This window comes from Actinacidiphila acidipaludis, from assembly GCF_019890725.1.
Classification (GTDB): Bacteria; Actinomycetota; Actinomycetes; order Streptomycetales; family Streptomycetaceae; genus Actinacidiphila; species Actinacidiphila acidipaludis.
Window position 1 is genome coordinate 13516 of sequence record NZ_JAINZZ010000017.1, and the last position, 16225, is coordinate 29740.

Annotated in this window: 16 protein-coding genes; 9 read left to right on the forward strand and 7 right to left on the reverse strand. The window is 70.1% G+C overall.

Annotation, left to right across the window (positions count from 1 at the left end):
- Window positions 1-108 precede the first annotated feature (108 nt).
- Together dnaN and dnaA are read right to left on the reverse strand one after the other, a co-directional pair.
- A complete protein-coding gene (dnaN, locus tag K7862_RS15900; protein ID WP_222963249.1) occupies window positions 109-1239 on the reverse strand; it encodes a DNA polymerase III subunit beta in 1131 nt (376 codons plus the stop codon).
- A gap of 810 nt (window positions 1240-2049) precedes the next feature.
- Entirely contained in the window at window positions 2050-4005 is a 1956-nt protein-coding gene (dnaA, locus tag K7862_RS15905; RefSeq protein ID WP_222963250.1) for a chromosomal replication initiator protein DnaA, read from the reverse strand.
- Window positions 4006-4378: 373 nt separating this feature from the next.
- On the opposite strand from dnaA, the gene rpmH reads away from it, so the two are divergent.
- The 9 genes from rpmH (at window position 4379) to K7862_RS15950 (ending at window position 11091) form a co-directional block, all read left to right on the forward strand.
- Entirely contained in the window at window positions 4379-4516 is a 138-nt protein-coding gene (gene rpmH, locus K7862_RS15910) for a 50S ribosomal protein L34 (protein ID WP_003975051.1), read from the forward strand.
- Window positions 4517-4543: 27 nt separating this feature from the next.
- The gene (gene rnpA, locus K7862_RS15915; RefSeq protein WP_222963251.1) at window positions 4544-4945 is read left to right on the forward strand and encodes a ribonuclease P protein component; all 402 of its coding nucleotides are present in this window, start codon (window positions 4544-4546) and stop codon (window positions 4943-4945) included.
- Entirely contained in the window at window positions 4942-5259 is a 318-nt protein-coding gene (yidD, locus tag K7862_RS15920; RefSeq protein ID WP_075016398.1) for a membrane protein insertion efficiency factor YidD, read from the forward strand. Before rnpA ends, yidD begins: the two co-directional genes overlap by 4 nt.
- Window positions 5260-5261: 2 nt before the next feature.
- On the forward strand, window positions 5262-6458 hold the full coding sequence (gene yidC, locus K7862_RS15925; RefSeq protein ID WP_308012014.1) for a membrane protein insertase YidC: 1197 nt from the start codon (window positions 5262-5264) through the stop codon (window positions 6456-6458).
- Between the two features lie 15 nt (window positions 6459-6473).
- Window positions 6474-6992 carry a Jag family protein gene (locus tag K7862_RS15930; protein ID WP_222963253.1) on the forward strand — a complete coding sequence of 173 codons (519 nt, stop codon included), beginning with the start codon at window positions 6474-6476 and terminating at the stop codon, window positions 6990-6992.
- 125 nt (window positions 6993-7117) lie between these two features.
- Window positions 7118-7855, forward strand: a complete 738-nt coding sequence (gene rsmG / locus K7862_RS15935) for a 16S rRNA (guanine(527)-N(7))-methyltransferase RsmG (protein ID WP_222963254.1) — start codon at window positions 7118-7120, stop codon at window positions 7853-7855.
- Between the two features lie 330 nt (window positions 7856-8185).
- A complete protein-coding gene (locus tag K7862_RS15940; RefSeq protein WP_222963255.1) occupies window positions 8186-9304 on the forward strand; it encodes a ParA family protein in 1119 nt (372 codons plus the stop codon).
- Window positions 9301-10395, forward strand: a complete 1095-nt coding sequence (locus K7862_RS15945; protein ID WP_222963256.1) for a ParB/RepB/Spo0J family partition protein — start codon at window positions 9301-9303, stop codon at window positions 10393-10395. The genes K7862_RS15940 and K7862_RS15945 overlap by 4 nt, the downstream gene beginning before the upstream one ends.
- A 78-nt stretch (window positions 10396-10473) precedes the next feature.
- Window positions 10474-11091: a GNAT family N-acetyltransferase gene (locus K7862_RS15950; protein ID WP_222963257.1), complete on the forward strand. Its 618-nt coding sequence runs from the start codon at window positions 10474-10476 to the stop codon at window positions 11089-11091.
- 150 nt (window positions 11092-11241) lie between these two features.
- Here K7862_RS15950 and trxA read toward each other — a convergent pair whose 3' ends face one another.
- The 5 genes from trxA to K7862_RS15975 form a co-directional block, all read right to left on the reverse strand.
- Window positions 11242-11571, reverse strand: coding sequence for a thioredoxin (trxA, locus tag K7862_RS15955; protein ID WP_222963258.1), 330 nt, complete (start codon window positions 11569-11571; stop codon window positions 11242-11244).
- Between the two features lie 51 nt (window positions 11572-11622).
- Window positions 11623-12573: a thioredoxin-disulfide reductase gene (gene trxB, locus K7862_RS15960; RefSeq protein WP_222963259.1), complete on the reverse strand. Its 951-nt coding sequence runs from the start codon at window positions 12571-12573 to the stop codon at window positions 11623-11625.
- A gap of 127 nt (window positions 12574-12700) precedes the next feature.
- A complete protein-coding gene (locus K7862_RS15965; protein WP_222963260.1) occupies window positions 12701-13609 on the reverse strand; it encodes an anti-sigma factor family protein in 909 nt (302 codons plus the stop codon).
- Complete coding sequence (gene sigM, locus K7862_RS15970) at window positions 13606-14277, reverse strand: RNA polymerase sigma factor SigM (RefSeq protein WP_222963261.1); 672 nt, start codon at window positions 14275-14277, stop codon at window positions 13606-13608. Before sigM ends, K7862_RS15965 begins: the two co-directional genes overlap by 4 nt.
- 36 nt (window positions 14278-14313) lie before the next feature.
- Complete coding sequence (locus K7862_RS15975; protein ID WP_262413255.1) at window positions 14314-16116, reverse strand: serine/threonine protein kinase; 1803 nt, start codon at window positions 16114-16116, stop codon at window positions 14314-14316.
- Between the last annotated feature and the right edge of the window lie 109 nt (window positions 16117-16225).

Consider the following 16225-nt stretch of genomic DNA (forward strand, 5'->3'; position numbering starts at 1 on the left):
TCCTTCGTTCGAAGCGTTCGACACAAGCCTGCCCTGACCTGAGGACGAGCCTACGTCGGCGGGTGCGGCGGCACTCAGCCGGTGGGCCCGGCCGGGATCGGTGGGGCGTCAGCCGGACAGCCGCACCGGCATGATGAGGTACTTGTAGGCGTCGTCCGCCTCCGCGTCGACGGCCGGGCGGCCGCTGAGCAGCGCGGGCTTCGTCGAGGTGGTGAAGGACAGCTGGGCGGCGGGCGCGTCGATGGCGCTCAGGCCGTCCAGCAGGAAGGTCGGGTTGAAGGCGATGGAGATGTCGTCGCCCTCCAGCTTGGCGTCGACCCTTTCCACAGCCTGTGCGTCGTCGCTGGAACCGGCCTCCAGGGTCAGCACGCCCTGCTCGAAGCTCAGCCGCACCGGGGTGTTGCGCTCGGCGACGAGGGCGACGCGCTTGACGGCCTCCACGAAGGGGGCGGTCTCGATCACCGCGACGGAGGCGAACTCGGTCGGGAAGAGCGTGCGGTACTTCGGCAGGTCGCCCTCGAGCAGACGGGTGGTGGTGCGCCGCCCGGCGCCCTCGAAACCGATCAGGCCCTCGCCCGCGCCGGCGCCCGCCAGCGCGATGGAGACGGTGTCACCGCTGGTCAGCGACTTGGCGGTGTCCAGCAGGGTCTTCGCGGGCACCAGGGCCACGGCGGAGATGTCGGCCTGCTCGGGCTTCCACAGGAACTCGCGGACGGCGAAGCGGTAGCGGTCGGTGGCGGCCAGCGTGACGGTGTCGCCCTCGATCTCGATCCGGACGCCGGTGAGCACCGGGAGGGTGTCGTCGCGCCCGGCGGCGATGGCGACCTGGCTGGCGGCGGCGGCGAAGACCTCACCGGGCACGGTGCCGGAGGCGGTCGGCATCGCGGGCAGGGCGGGGTACTCGTCCACAGGCAGGGTGTGGAGTGTGAATCGCGAGCTGCCGCAGACGACGGTGACGCGGACGCCGTCGTCGGCGATCTCCACAGGGCGGTTGGGCAGCGCCCGCGAGATGTCGGCGAGCAGCCGGCCGGAGACCAGGACGGTCCCCTCCTCGTCCACCTCGGCCTCGACGGAGACGCGGGCGGAGACCTCGTAGTCGAATCCGGACAGGCTGAGCTTGCCGTCCTCGGCCTTGAGCAGCAGCCCGGCGAGCACGGGCACCGGAGGACGGGCCGGAAGGCTGCGGGCTGCCCAAGCCACTGCCTCGGCGAGTACGTCGCGCTCCACCCGGATCTTCACCGGAACCGCCTCCTGCTTGTTGCTGGCTGTCGGGGAACAGTCTGACGCACCGGACCGACACTCGGTGCTCGTTGCCGTCAAGCCGAGACGCCGCGGCAGATCGAGGCCGGGCCGAGTTGTGCACAGCCCCCGCTTCGAAGCTTGATCCCCGCTCTCTACGTGTAGCAGTAGTAGTAGGGGGTGTGGATACCGTGGATAACCGGTTCCGTCGCAGGTCAGGCCGCATTTTTTGTCCACCGGGCCTGTGGGCGGGGGACGTGGACAACCAGCCGCCGCTGTGGACGGGCGGAAGTTGTGCACACCCGATTCACAGGCGATCCGGGGTTCTCCCCAGCGCCGTCCCCAGAAATACCCGCGTTCTCCCCAGGCCAACCCACCCCCTTGGTGTGACGGCTTTCACTCGTCCGTGCGACGCGTGCCATTTCCTTGCCGAACAGTGGACAGAGATGTGGAGAAGCGGCCCTGAGCTGTGCACAACCCGGTGCATCCTGTGGGTGGGCGGTGGACAACCGCCGACTCGCCGTGGCGGGTGTCCGATCCGTCCACAGTCTGTGGATCCGGGTTGCCCACATATCCCCACCCGGCTGAGCTGGGCGGACCGCCCTCGGAGCGGGCGGCCTGTGGAGTGGATCGGGACAACTCCGGTGTCCCCAGCCTGTGGACGGCCCCACCCGCCCAGAACTGTGGAGAAGCCGTCCCGGGCGACGGGAAATCGAACAGCGGGTGCCCCCGCGGGTGAACACACGGCGGCGCCCCGGGAGTCGGACTCCCGGGGCGCGGTGGGGAAACGGGGGCCGGCGGCCCGCCCGCTCAGCTCTTGATGCGGTTGGTGAGCTCGGTCACCTGGTTGTAGATGGACCGCCGCTCGGCCATCAGCGAGCGGATCTTGCGGTCGGCGTGCATGACCGTGGTGTGGTCGCGGCCGCCGAACAGCGCGCCGATCTTCGGCAGCGACAGGTCGGTCAGCTCACGGCAGAGGTACATGGCGATCTGCCGGGCGGTGACGAGCACCCGGCTGCGCGAGGACCCGGACAGGTCCTCCACCGCCAGCCCGAAGTACGCGGCCGTCTCCGCCATGATCGCGGTCCCGCTGATCTCCGGCACCGAGTCGTCGCCGCCGGGGATCAGGTCCTTCAGCACGATCTCGGTGAGCTGCAGGTCGACCGGCTGCCGGTTGAGGCTGGCGAACGCCGTGACGCGGATCAGCGCGCCCTCCAGCTCGCGGATGTTCCGCGAGATCCGGGAGGCGATGAACTCCAGGACCTCCGGCGGCGCGTTGAGCTGCTCCTGCACCGCCTTCTTGCGGAGGATCGCGATCCGGGTCTCCAGCTCGGGCGGCTGGACGTCGGTGATCAGACCCCACTCGAAGCGGTTGCGCAGACGGTCCTCCAGGGTGATCAGCTGCTTGGGCGGCCGGTCCGAGGAGAGCACGATCTGCTTGTTGGCGTTGTGCAGGGTGTTGAAGGTGTGGAAGAACTCCTCCTGCGTCGACTCCTTCTGCGCCAGGAACTGGATGTCGTCGACCAGCAGGATGTCCATGTCCCGGTACCGCTTGCGGAACGCGTCCGCCTTGCCGTCCCGGATGGAGTTGATGAACTCGTTGGTGAACTCCTCCGAGCTCACGTAGCGCACCCGGGTGCCGGGGTAGAGGCTCCGCGCGTAGTGGCCGATCGCGTGCAGCAGGTGCGTCTTGCCCAGGCCGGACTCGCCGTAGATGAACAGCGGGTTGTACGCCTTGGCCGGCGCCTCGGCGACCGCGACCGCCGCGGCGTGCGCGAAGCGGTTGGACGCGCCGATGACGAAGGTGTCGAAGAGGTACTTCGGGTTCAGGCGGGCGGTGGGCTCCACCGCGCCGCCGGACGAACCGCTGCCGCTGCCGCCGCCCGGCGCGCCATGACGGCCGGGACCGCCCGGACCTGGGTGGCCGCCCGGACCGACGCGGCTGTCGTGGCTGTCATGGCTTCCGGTGCCGCCCGGGACGCCCGGATGGTCGCCGTGCGCGCGGTGGCCGCCGGGTGCGCCGTGGCCGCCGCCGGGTCCCCCCGGTCCGCCGGGGACGCCTGCGGAGCCCATCGAGGGGCCGGACGGGTCGTTCCTGGGCCCGGGGCCGCCCTGCTGCTGGTACCCGCCCTGCGGCGGTGCGTACGGCTGGTGGCCCTGGTGCGGGATGTTCGGGTAGTCGTACCCGTCGCGCCGGGGCTCGTAGCCGCCGTCGCGGCGGCTGTCGTACGGGTCTCGGCTGTCGCGGGGGTCCCGGTGATCACGGCCGTCGTAGCCGGACGAGGAGGGCACGCCCCAGTTGCCGAGCCGCGGCTGCTGCCAGTCCTGGTGATCGGGGTACGCCGGGCGCATCCGCGGGCCGTCGGTCCCGTCGCCGCCGTCCTGGCGGTCGGGGTGTCCGTACGGGTCGGGGCGCTCACTGTGCGCATAGGGGTCCGGCCGTTCGCCGCGGTCCTGCTGCGGCGCCGGCGGGGCCGGGGACGGCCCGTCCTGGTCCCCGCCGGACGCCACCGCGATGGCGATGCCGACGGAGTGACCGAACTCACGGCTGAGGACCTCGGTGATCAGCGGCAGCAGCCGCCCCTCCAGCACGCTCTTGGCGAACTCGTTGGGCGCCGAGAGCACCGCGGTGCCGGCGACCAGGGCCAGCGGCTGGGTCCGCTGGAGCCACTCGGCGTCCTTGGGCTTGAGATCCTCGCTCTCGACCAGCAGCTTCTGGAGGACCCTCGGCCACACTGCGGCAAGATCGGCAGTCACGTCGGCCACAGTGCACGCTCTCTCGGTCGCTGATCAGTGCTGATGAACTCCCGCGAAAGTGTGGTTCTCAGGACGGGCGGGAAGAGTACGGAGTTCAGCCACGGTAGTCAGGGCGGCAGGCCAGGTTCAAGTCGTTGTCCACAGGGTGTGTACAAACGGCGGAGGCGGCCGCGACGGGTTTGACCGAACGGCCCAGCCGCACGTACCGTATCGAGGTCGAGTTGTCGATGGCTGCTGCCGCCTGCCTAGCGAAAGGCGACGGTCCTCCGGGCTCCCCGGGCGACGTCACAGCGGTACACCTCTGGTCCGCGAGCTTTCGTGGGCGCACGGTGACAGCCACACGACGCCCCGCCGGACACGATTTCTGATCTGGAGCCCCCGAGTGAGCAAGCGCACCTTCCAGCCGAACAACCGCCGCCGCGCGAAGACCCACGGCTTCCGCCTGCGTATGCGCACCCGCGCCGGTCGCGCCATCCTCGCGACCCGCCGCAGCAAGGGCCGCGCACGCCTGTCGGCCTGATCGTCCTGACCATCTCCGGATGATGCCGTGCTGCCCACCGAGAATCGGCTGAGGCGGCGCCAGGACTTCGCAGAAGCGGTTCGCCGCGGACGCCGAGCGGGTCGCCCGCTGCTGGTGGTCCATCTGCGTCGTGACGCCACGGACCCGCACGCGCCAGGGGGGAGGACTCTCCCTGCGCGTGCGGGTTTCGTCGTGAGCAAGGCCGTCGGCGGCTCGGTCCAGCGCAACCTGGTCAAGCGTCGCCTGCGTCACCTTGTCCGGGACCGACTGTCACTGCTGCCCCCCGGTAGCCTGGTGGTAGTACGTGCGCTGCCGGGAGCAGGCAGTGCCGATTACCCACAGCTGGCCCTCGACCTGGATGCCGCACTGGAGCGGCTACTGGGCCGACAAGCCCATGGCGATGCCGAGGGGAGGGTGGCCACCCGATGAAATACCCACTGCTGGCGCTGATCAAGCTGTACCAGTGGACGATCAGTCCGCTGCTCGGCCCGGTCTGCCGCTACTACCCCTCGTGCTCGCACTACGGCTACACGGCCATCGACCGGCACGGCGCGATCAAGGGCACGGCCCTGACCGCGTGGCGCATCCTTCGATGCAACCCCTGGTCGCCGGGCGGTGTGGACCATGTCCCGCCGCGTAAGCGACCACCATGGCACGATCGGCTGCGCCGCTACCTGCGGGGCGGCTCCGACGGGCCCGTCACGCCCGAGCCCACCGGACCCTCTCACGCACAAGGAGCCTGACCGTGGGGATCTTGAACCCCCTCTATGACGCCGTCTCCTGGATCATCGTCCAGTTCCACTCGTTCTACGGCCTGATCTTCGACAAGGACAGCGGCTGGGCGTGGGGTCTGTCCATCGTCTCGCTGGTGGTCCTGATCCGGACGGCCCTGATTCCGCTGTTCGTCAAGCAGATCAAGTCGACGCGGAACATGCAGGCGCTCCAGCCCAAGATGAAGGCGATCCAGGAGCGCTACAAGAACGACCGGCAGCGTCAGTCCGAAGAGATGATGAAGCTGTACAAGGAGACGGGCACCAACCCGCTCTCCTCGTGCCTGCCGATCCTTGTGCAGTCCCCGTTCTTCTTCGCGCTGTATCACGTGCTCAGCAACATCGCCAAGGGCAAGCCGGTCGGCGTGATCCACGAGAACCTGGTCGCGAGCGCCCAGCAGGCCCACATCTTCGGTGCGCCGCTGCCGGCGAAGTTCCTGGACAGCGCCGCCACCCTGGCCAAGCTCGGCACCTCCCAGGGCGAGGTCCGCACGGTCACGATCATCATGATCGTCCTGATGTCCGCGTCGCAGTTCTACACGCAGCGCCAGCTGATGACGAAGAACGTGGACATGTCGGTGAACACGCCGTTCATGCAGCAGCAGAAGATGCTGATGTACGTGTTCCCGCTGATCTTCGCCGGCTTCGGCATCATCGCCCCGGTCGGTGTCCTGCTGTACTGGCTGACCACCAACGTGTGGACCATGGTCCAGCAGCTCGTCGTCATCCGGCGCAACCCGACGCCGGGCAGCCTGGCGTTCCAGCAGCGCCAGGAGCGCCTGCGGGCCCAGGGCAAGCTGGTGGAGACGCCGGAAGAGGTGGCGGCCAAGCAGGCCGTCGAGGTCGCGCGTGCCAACCGCACCCAGCCGAAGCGGCAGAGCAAGTCCCAGCGCACGGGCCACACGGCCGGCGCGCAGAAGGCGACCGGTGGCGCTAAACCGCACGGCGATGACGAGTCGCACGACGGCGCTCAGACGCCTGGCGACACCCAGCCGTCCGGTGGTGCCAAGTCCTCGGGTGCGAAGAAGCCGGGCGGTGCCAAGGGCTCCGGTGGCGGCAAGGCGTCTGGTGCTCCGCGGGCCGGTGCGCCCCGGGCGGGCGCCAACAAGGGCGGTGCTCCCAAGGCGGGTGGCTCCAAGTCCAAGCCGACCAACCTGTCGAAGAAGAAGTAAGAGGAGAGTCCAGGCGTGAGCGACGTCAACACCAGCACGGCACCCGACAGCGGCTCGTCCGCCACCCTGACCCGCCTCGAGCAGGAGGGTGAGATCGCCGCCGACTACCTCGAGGGCCTGCTCGACATCGCCGACCTCGACGGCGACATCGACATGGACGTCGAGGGTGAGCGTGCCTCGGTCTCGATCATCGGCGAGGGCTCCAGCCGTGACCTGAACAAGCTGGTCGGCCGGGACGGCGAGGTGCTGGAGGCGCTCCAGGAGCTGACCCGTCTCGCGGTGCACCGGGAGACCGGTGAGCGCAGTCGGCTCATGCTGGACATCGCCGGGTTCCGGGCCCGCAAGCGGGCCGAGCTGGCCAAGCTCGGCGCGCAGGCGGCCGCCGAGGCCAAGGAGACCGGTGCCCCGGTCAAGCTGGACCCGATGACGCCGTTCGAGCGCAAGGTCGTGCACGACGCCGTGGCCGCCGCCGGTCTCCGCAGCGAGTCCGAGGGCGAGGAGCCCCAGCGCCGAGTGGTCGTTCTTCCCGCCTGACCGGCCCGTGCCTGCCCCTCGGCCCCGTCTGTTCGCAGGCGGGGCCGAATCTTGTAAGCCTGGAAGTCGACCCCACGGACGTCCGCAGCCCTGGAAGTCCCCGTGAAGGAAAGGACGGCCCCCTCGTGACGGAGGCAGCAGCGGAGCTCCCCGTGCCGCCCGAGCAGGCCGGCGCGGCCTTCGGCGACCGGTTCGCCGACGCGGTGCGTTACGCCGAGCTGCTCGCGGACGCGGGCGTGCGGCGAGGTCTGATCGGCCCCCGTGAGGTCCCGCGGCTCTGGGAGCGGCACCTGCTGAACTGCGCGGTGCTCTCCGAGGTGATCGACCGCGAGGTGTCGGTCTGCGACGTCGGCTCCGGCGCCGGGCTCCCTGGGATCCCGCTCGCGCTCGCCCGTCCCGACCTGGAGATCACCCTGCTCGAGCCGCTGCTGCGCAGGACCACGTTCCTGGAGGAAGTGGTCAAGCTGCTCGGGCTGGAGAACGTCCGGGTGGTTCGCGGCCGGGCCGAGGAGGTCCTCGGTAAGCTTCCACCGGTGGACGTGGTGACGGCCCGCGCCGTGGCCCCGCTCGAGCGGCTGGCGGGCTGGGGCCTGCCGCTGCTGCGGCCGCACGGCGAGATGGCGGTCCTCAAGGGCGACACCGCCGAGGAGGAGCTCAAGGCGGCCCGTGCCGCCCTGGGACGTCTCGGGGCGGTGGACGCCACCATCGTCCAGGTGGGAGAAGGCATCGTCGAGCCGCTGTCCACCGTGGTCCGGGTGGTGGTCGGCGAGAGCCCCGGAGGTGTCCGGGCGGCGACCCGCAGGGCGAAGGCGGCCCGGGCCAGCCGGCCGCCCCGGAACGCCGGCGGCCGCAGGCGGCGCTGAGGCCCCCGCGATGCGGCCGTGTGATGCGGCCGTGTGACCTTTTGTGGTGCGGCCGTGCGGGGGTATGTGCCGGTCGTTCCGTTGCCGGACTTTCTACGCCATACAAACGGGCAAAAGCGCGCAAATCGGAGTGTCTTCTGACATAACGCTTGCGAGCTGGGCATCGTGTTCCACGTGAAACGTCGCTCGTTGCTTCCCGGAGTCCTCAGCCGTGGTCGTGCTGCGGCCGAGGCGCGCGCCAATAAACCTGCTAAAACGACTGGCCCTGTGGATAGTTCTCGGGATTTATCCACAGGTCGCCGGGGCTCGCTGGTTCAGCACCCCTTGGGCATGGCAGGCTCTTCTCATTGCGAGCCTGAAGTCGAGGAGTGTGAGTCCTTGCGGTCCGACGCCAACATCGCGGGGCCGATGGCCGATCCGGTCCCCGGTCCCCGCTCAGCTGAACAAGCCGGGGGACCCTATTCCGGGCCCCCGGGGTTCGGGGGTGATGTTTCACGTGAAACATTGCCTCCCATGGATGACACCCCCATCGGTCGCGCCGCTCAGTTGGCCGTCGAGGCACTGAACCGCACAGGTGAGGGGCTTCCCCGGCCTCCCCAGACCAGAGTCATGGTGGTGGCCAACCAGAAGGGCGGCGTGGGGAAGACCACGACGACCGTGAACCTGGCTGCTTCCCTGGCGCTGCACGGCGGCAGGGTGCTGGTGATCGACCTCGACCCCCAGGGGAACGCCTCCACGGCGCTGGGTATCGACCATCACGCCGAGGTCCCCTCGATCTACGACGTTCTGGTGGAGAGCAAGCCGCTCTCCGACGTCGTCCAGCCGGTTGCCGATGTGGAGGGGCTCTTCTGCGCGCCCGCCACGATCGACCTGGCCGGTGCCGAGATCGAGCTGGTCTCGCTGGTCGCTCGCGAGAGCCGGCTGCAGAGGGCCATCGAGTCCTATGAGCAGCCGCTGGACTACATCCTCATCGACTGCCCGCCCTCCCTCGGCCTGCTGACCGTCAACGCCCTGGTTGCCGGCGCCGAGGTGGTCATCCCGATCCAGTGCGAGTACTACGCGCTGGAGGGACTCGGACAGCTCCTGAAGAACGTGGACCTGGTCCGGGCCCACCTCAACCCCAAACTCCACGTCTCGACGATCCTGCTGACCATGTACGACGGCCGCACCCGGCTGGCGTCGCAGGTCGCCGACGAGGTCCGCACCCACTTCGGCAAGGAGGTGCTGCGGACCAGCATCCCCCGCTCGGTCCGCATCTCGGAGGCGCCCAGCTACGGCCAGACCGTCCTCACCTACGACCCGGGATCCAGTGGAGCCCTGTCGTACCTTGAGGCGGCCCGGGAGATGGCCCTCCGGGGTCTGCCCGGCCAGGTGGAGGTCGAGTACGACCCGCAGGAAGAACAGCACAACGAGCACAACCCGCACAGCATGTCGGAGGGGATCCAGTGAGTGATCGACGCAGAGGGCTCGGCCGTGGTCTCGGCGCGCTGATCCCAGCCGGGCCGCCCGCGGGGACCTCCCCGGCGGGGACACCGGTACTGACGCCCGAGCGGGGCGTCGCGGCGGCAAAGGTGGCCGGCCTGACGGACCGCAGGGGGTCCGAGTCGGCCCCGCCCGTGGTCGACATCCCTGTTTCACGTGAAACAGAGCCGGACCTGTCCGCGCAGAAGATCCCGGCTACCGGGGCCTATTTCGCGGAGTTGGCACCGGACTCCATCACGCCGAACCCCCGCCAGCCGCGTGAGGTGTTCGACGAGGATGCGCTGAACGAGCTCATCATCTCCATCAAGGAGGTGGGTCTGCTGCAACCGGTCGTGGTGCGGCAGATCAGCGCGGAACGCTATGAGCTGATCATGGGTGAGCGCCGCTGGCGGGCCTGCAAGGCGGCGGGCCTGGAGCGGATCCCTGCGATCGTCCGTGCCACGGACGACGAGAAGCTGCTGCTGGACGCCCTCCTGGAGAACCTCCACCGGGCACAGCTGAACCCGCTGGAAGAGGCCGCCGCCTACGACCAGTTGCTGCGGGACTTCGCCTGCACCCATGAGCAGCTCGCCGATCGCATCGGCCGTTCGCGCTCCCAGGTCTCCAACACCCTGCGGCTGCTGAAGCTGTCCGCCCCGGTGCAGCGGCGGGTCGCGGCCGGTGTGCTCTCCTTCGGTCACGCGCGGGCGCTGCTCGCGCTGGAGGACCCGGAGGAGCAGGACAAGCTGGCTCACCGGATCGTGGCCGAGGGGCTGTCCGTGCGGGCGGTCGAGGAGATCGTCACCCTGATGAACAACGAGCCCAAGGCGGCTCGCAAGGCGCCTGGCCCCCGGGCCGGCCGCCGGGTCTCCCCGGCCCTCACACACCTCGCCACCCGTCTTTCGGATCGCTTCGAGACCCGGGTGAAGGTCGACCTTGGCCAAAAGCGGGGAAAGATCGTCGTGGAATTCGCCTCGATAGAGGATCTGGAGCGCATCCTGGGGACGATGGCCCCGGGTGAAGGCCGGGTCCTGGAGAACAAGCTCGACGACGACGTCGACGAGGACGAGGCCGAGTGACACAGGGGCACCCCGGGGGGAGATCGCCGGGGTGCCCACGGGGTGCTCGGTTCACGACAGAAAAGGGGTCTGGGCCCGATGGGACGTCGGCTCGTACCGCTCACCCTGGACAACCTGCCGGATCTGCCCAAGCCCTGCCGCCACTGTGTCTTCTGGGAGCTCGACCCGGTCAGTGGTGAGGCCGCCGTCCAGGCGGGCAAGCCCGAACTGGAGAAGGAGGCCTGGATCTCCGCGGCACTGCTGGAATGGGGATCTTGCGGCCGGGTGGTCTACGTCGACGAGGTACCGGCCGGGTTCGTGCTCTACGCGCCGGCTGCCTATGTGCCGCGTTCCACGGCCTTCCCGACGAGCCCGGTGTCCGGGGACGCCGTCCAGCTGATGACCTCCCGGGTACTGCCCGGCTACCAGGGGCAGGGCCTCGGCCGAGTGCTGGTGCAGACGGTCGCCAAGGATCTGGTGCGGCGCGGCTTCAAGGCCATCGAGGCGTTCGGCGATGCGAAGTGGTCGGGTCCCTCCTGCGTCCTGCCCGCCGACCACCTCACGGCCGTCGGCTTCAAGACCGTCCGTCCCCACCCGCGCTACCCGCGCCTGCGGCTGGAGCTGCGCTCGACGATCTCCTGGAAGGAGGACGTCGAGATGGCGATCGACCGGTTGCTGGGGGCGGTCCAGAAGGAACCTGCCCTGCGGCCGCTCTGATACTCACCCTCCCCCGCACGCCCTTCCGAACCTCAACTCTTCGGCCGTACCCCGGACATGACGGAGGCGGTGTCTGTTCCACGTGGAACAGACACCGCCTCCGTCTGTGTGCTGCTGGAGTCCGATCCGGCACTCAGCCGGTCGGGAGACTCAGCCGATGAAGTCGGACAGGTCCCGCTCCAGGGCGGCACGCGGCTTGGCGCCGACGATGGTCTTGACGACCTCGCCGCCCTTGTAGACGTTCAGCGTCGGGATGGACATCACGCCGTACTTCGCGGCGGTGACCGGGTTCTCATCGATGTTGAGCTTGACGATGGTGATCTCGTCCGGGTGCTCGGCCGCGATGGCCTCCAGAGAGGGGGCGATCTGACGGCACGGGCCGCACCACTCGGCCCAGAAGTCGACCAGCACGGGCTTGTCGCTGGCGAGTACTTCCTGGGCGAAGGTCGCGTCGGTCACGGGCTTGGTGTTGCCGGCCACGGCAGTCTCCTCGGGGTGTTGAAACGTGCGGGGGTGAGGGTGAAGTTCGGGTCAGACGGTCTTCTCGGCGTCGGCGAGAGCCGCCAGGTAGCGCTCGGCGTCCAGGGCGGCGGAACAGCCGGTGCCGGCCGCGGTGATCGCCTGACGGTAGGTGTGGTCGACGACGTCACCGGCGGCGAACACACCAGGGATGTTGGTCCGGGTGCTGGGCGCCTGCACGACGAGGTAACCCTCGGCGTCCAGGTCGAGCACGCCCTTGAAGAGCTCGGTCCTGGGGTCGTGGCCGATCGCGATGAACAGACCCGTCACCGGCAGCTCGGACGTCTCGCCGGTCTTGGTGTCCTTCAGCGTCAGGCCGGTGAGCTTGCCGTCACCGTGGATCTCGGTGACCTCGCTGTCCCAGACGAAGGAGATCTTCGGGTCGGCGAACGCGCGCTCCTGCATGGCCTTCGAGGCGCGCAGGGAGTCCCGCCGGTGCACGATCTTGACCGACTTGGCGAACCGGGAGAGGAAGGTCGCCTCCTCCATCGCGGTGTCGCCACCACCGATCACGGCGATGTCGTGCTCCCGGAAGAAGAAGCCGTCACAGGTGGCACACCAGGAGACACCGCGACCGGAGAGCTGATCCTCGTTGGGCAGGTTCAGCTTGCGGTGCTGGGAGCCGGTGGTCACGATCACGGCCTTCGCCCGGTGAACCGTGCCCGCCGAGTCGGTGACCGTCTTGATGTCGCCGGTCAGGTCGACGGCGACCACGTCGTCGGGGATGAGCTCCGCGCCGAAGCGCTCGGCCTGGGCCCGCATGTTGTCCATGAGGTCCGGGCCCAGGATGCCCTCCCGGAAGCCCGGGAAGTTCTCCACGTCGGTGGTGTTCATCAGGGCACCGCCGGCGGTCACCGAACCCTCGAACACCAGCGGGTTCAGGGAAGCGCGTGCCGTGTAGAGCGCCGCGGTGTATCCCGCGGGCCCGGAGCCGATGATGATCACGTTACGGACGTCGCTCACGGGTGTCTTCCTCGTCTCTGCGAACTGCGGTGGGGGCCCTGGCTGGACTCTCGTCCTGCCTAACGGATCCTACGGGTCCCGCATTCCCACGGCAGCGCACCGCTCACGCGGCGCCGTGGCCGACGTCCTAACGGGGATAGGTCCCCTGGAAGAGAACCGCACCCGGGCTGCTCGGCGTACACGAGGCGTTGACGACGAAGGCGTCCACGCGGGAGGCGTCATGCGGGTGCGGCAGAACCACGAGATAGGACTGCGCACCCCGGAAGAGCTCACGGCCTGCGGCCAGCGGGGTCTGGGTCCGGTGAGTGGCCTTGAGGACGCACGGCGGCACCGCCACCGGGGAGGCCTTCGGCTGTGCGGAGGCCCCATTGGTGTCCTGGTGGAGCATCGGCGTGTTGCCGCGATCGGTGGACCCCGGGCTCTGGGCGGCGTATGTGGTGTTCGGCGCGGCCAGCAGGTCGTGCACCTGCTGGCGGACCGCGTCGGCGTTGGCCCCGGCCGTCTTCTGCTGGGCCGTGTCCAGTCCGGCGCTGTTCGAGGTCCCGCCCGACCCGGAGGTGGCTGCCCAGATGACTCCGCCCAGCAGGGCGGTCGCGGCGGCCATGGCGACGGCGAGGAACCCGCGCCGTCTGCGGCTGCCCGCCGAGCGGTCCCCGGACCGTCCGGCACGACCCGGCCCGGACGTGCCTCCGGGATGCCCGCCGGGAGCTGTTGATGTTTCACGTGGAACAGGGGTCGGCCGTGCCGTGGAACCGGTCGATGTTCCACGTGGAACAGGGGGCCGGGTGGAGTCGAGCAGCGCCTCGGCGGCCAGGGCGGCATCGATCCGGCCCGCGACGTCAGCAGGCATGCGCGGGGGGCCGGGCAGTGTCCCGAGCATGCCGCGGATCTCCTCCAGCGAGCGCAGGACATCCCGGCAGAGGTCGCAGTCGGCGATGTGTGCCTGAACCTCGGCACTGCGGTCAGGGGGCAGCAAGCCCTCGGAGAGGTCGGAGATCTCCGAGACCTCGGGATGCGGGTCCATCCCCGTCGTCATCGGTGGCCACCTCCGCCCTGTTCCGTTCCCGTCTCTGGGACGGATGTCCCCTCCGTCGGGTTCCTTCCCCTGCCAAGATCGCCGGTACCCGCCTCCGTCAGGCGGAGATGAGTGAGCAGCGGGAGCAGCCGGGCGCGGCCCCGGGCGCAACGGCTCTTCACGGTTCCGGTGGGCACATCGAGCACCGCCGCGGCCTCGGCCACCGGGTAGCCCTGCATGTCCACGAGGACCAGCGCGGCCCGCTGCTCGGGCGGCAGCGTGGCCAGGGCGGCGACGAGCTCCCGCTGGAGCTCGTCGCGCTCGGCCGGCGCCTCGGCGGACTCGTGCGGCTCCATGAGGGCCTCGAAGTTCTGGTCGTCCGCGACGGGTGAGGTCCGGCGGCTGGCCGCCCGCCGGACGCGGTCCAGGCAGGCGTTCACGGTGATCCGGTGCAGCCAGGTCGTCACGGCCGACTGGCCGCGGAAGCTGTGGGCACTCCGGAAGGCCGACACGAGGGCGTCCTGGACGGCGTCAGCGGCCTCCTCGCGGTCCCCGAGGGTGCGCAGGGCCACGGCCCACAGGCGGTCCCGGTGCCGCCGGACCAGTTCTCCGAAGGCGTCCGTGTCCCCTGCGACGTGCCGCGCCAGGAGGTCGGCGTCGGCGACGCCGGCCAGCGGGTTCTGCTCCATGGCTGCCTCCCCCCTGGATCCCGCGGTGTGCTCGGCTCAGCCTGTGACGCTGATCTCGCCGATCTTGCCACGGAACGTCCCCGACGACTCCTGCGGGAGCTTGGTCAGCCAGACCAGCAGATACCGGGAGGACACCTTGGAGGTGGGCGTGAGCGTCACCTGCTCGCCCGAACCCTCGGCGACCTTGGTGAAGCCGTCGAGCGTGGTCGGCATCGACGAGGTGGTGCTGGGGGCGGCCAGGAGCTGGACCGAGGTGGACCCTATGAAGTCCACCTTCACCTTGCTCACGTTCGCGGCATGTCCGAGGTCCACGATGACTCCGACACCGGGCTTCAGACCGCCGAGGTTGGCCTGGGTGTACCAGCTGGTCTGCCAGTACGTGCTCGGGTTGTTGTCGTAGGCGTTCGGGACCTGGGACGGGTTCTCGCTGTGGTCGTCGCCGTACGGGTCGAAGTCCTTGGCCGTGGCGATCGCGATCGGCTTGGGCGCGGGCGGCGCGGTGTTCTGGCCGGCTTTCTGCCCCGTGGGCGTGTGCTTGGGTGCGCCGTCCTCGTTGGACTTCAGCGCGTCGGCGAGCTGCCAGCTGCCGAGCCCGATCGCCACGATGAGCAGGGCGGCGACCGCCCACTTCAGGGCCTGCCCGGTCCGGCCCGGCAGCGCCGGCGGCGGCACCTGGACCGGTGGGGTGGTGCGGGTGGCGCCGCGCGGCGGCGGAGTCGCCGGCGGGTACTTCTGGAAGGCCGGCGGCTGGTAGACCGGCGGCGCCTGCTCCGGCTTCCTGATCCGGGGCATGCCCGCGACGGCCTTGGCGAGCTCCTCGGGCGTGGTGCAGGGCGGCTCCTCCCGGGAGGCCGTCGCGCCGTCGTTCACCAGGGCTCGCATGGCCACCTCGGACAGACCGCGGTGGATGCCCGCCCGCACCTGGTCGGGGGCCACCAGGCCGACGCCCTTGGGCAGCCCGGTCAGGCCGTGCGCGTCCTCCTCGTAGGGCCACCGCTGGGTGAGGGAGGCGTAGAGCAGCGCACCGATCGCCTCGGTGTCCTGGCGCTGCGGCCGGTCGGACTTCAGGCCGCGCAGCGCGGCGGTGACCGCGAGGCCGCGGATCCGGTACTGCCCGGACACCGTCCGGAGCACCGCACCCGGGTCGAGCCGCAGATGCGCCAGTCCCTCGCGGTGGGCGGCGGTCATGGCCTGCGAGACCTGACTCACCATCTGGTACGCGTCGTGCGGCTCCAGGGGGCCCGCCGCCAGCAGGTCGCTGAGGGCGGTGGCGTCCGGCAGCCACTCGTGGATGACGTAGACGAGGTCGTTCTCCTCGACGGCGTCGAGGACCTGGACGAACCGCGGGTCGCCCAGGAGCGCCGCGGAGCGTGCGGCGGCGAGCACCTGGCGGCCGCGCGTGTGGTCAGCGGGCAGGATGTGGATGCCGACGGCCCGGCGGAGCTTCTCGTCGACGGCGCGCCAGCTGCTGAAGCCGTCGACCCGGGTGACGCACTCTTCCAACTGGTAGCGGCGGGCCAGCTTGTGACCGCTGTGCAGCTCCGGTCGCTTCACGGGGACGGAACGGGCCGGGGTCTCCGGCTTGGGCTCAGCCGAGGGTTCGGGCGTGGGTTCCGGCTCGCGCTGGGCCTTCGGTGCGGGTGTGGGCTCGGGCTTCGACTCGGCCGCGCCCTTCGGCTCGGCCTCGGAGCCGGTCTCCGGCTCGGTCTTGGAACCGGTCTCCGGCTTCGCCCCAGCGCCGTTCCCGGCGCCGGCGCCCTCGGCCGTGGCGCGCTTGGCCGCGGTGCCCTTGCCGGAGGTGCTCGCGGCGTTCTTCTCCTCGTTCTCCTTCTCGCGCATGTGCTGAGGAGTGAGGCGCTGGGTGGGGGTGGTCTCGCCGGCGGGCAGCAACTCGGTGGGGTTCGCGTCCTCGGCCGGCAGCTCCTGGGTGGGAGCGGTCGCCTCGGCG

Excerpts from the sequence above, each read along its gene's own strand:
- K7862_RS15965 (WP_222963260.1), bottom strand. The coding sequence starts at position 13,609 with ATGACGACGGGGATGGACCCGCATCCCGAGGTCTCGGAGATCTCCGAC.
- sigM (WP_222963261.1), bottom strand. The coding sequence starts at position 14,277 with ATGGAGCAGAACCCGCTGGCCGGCGTCGCCGACGCCGACCTCCTGGCG.
- yidD (WP_075016398.1), top strand. The coding sequence starts at position 4,942 with ATGAAATACCCACTGCTGGCGCTGATCAAGCTGTACCAGTGGACGATC.
- K7862_RS15940 (WP_222963255.1), top strand. The coding sequence starts at position 8,186 with ATGGCAGGCTCTTCTCATTGCGAGCCTGAAGTCGAGGAGTGTGAGTCC.
- K7862_RS15975 (WP_262413255.1), bottom strand. The coding sequence starts at position 16,116 with ATGCGCGAGAAGGAGAACGAGGAGAAGAACGCCGCGAGCACCTCCGGC.
- K7862_RS15950 (WP_222963257.1), top strand. The coding sequence starts at position 10,474 with ATGGGACGTCGGCTCGTACCGCTCACCCTGGACAACCTGCCGGATCTG.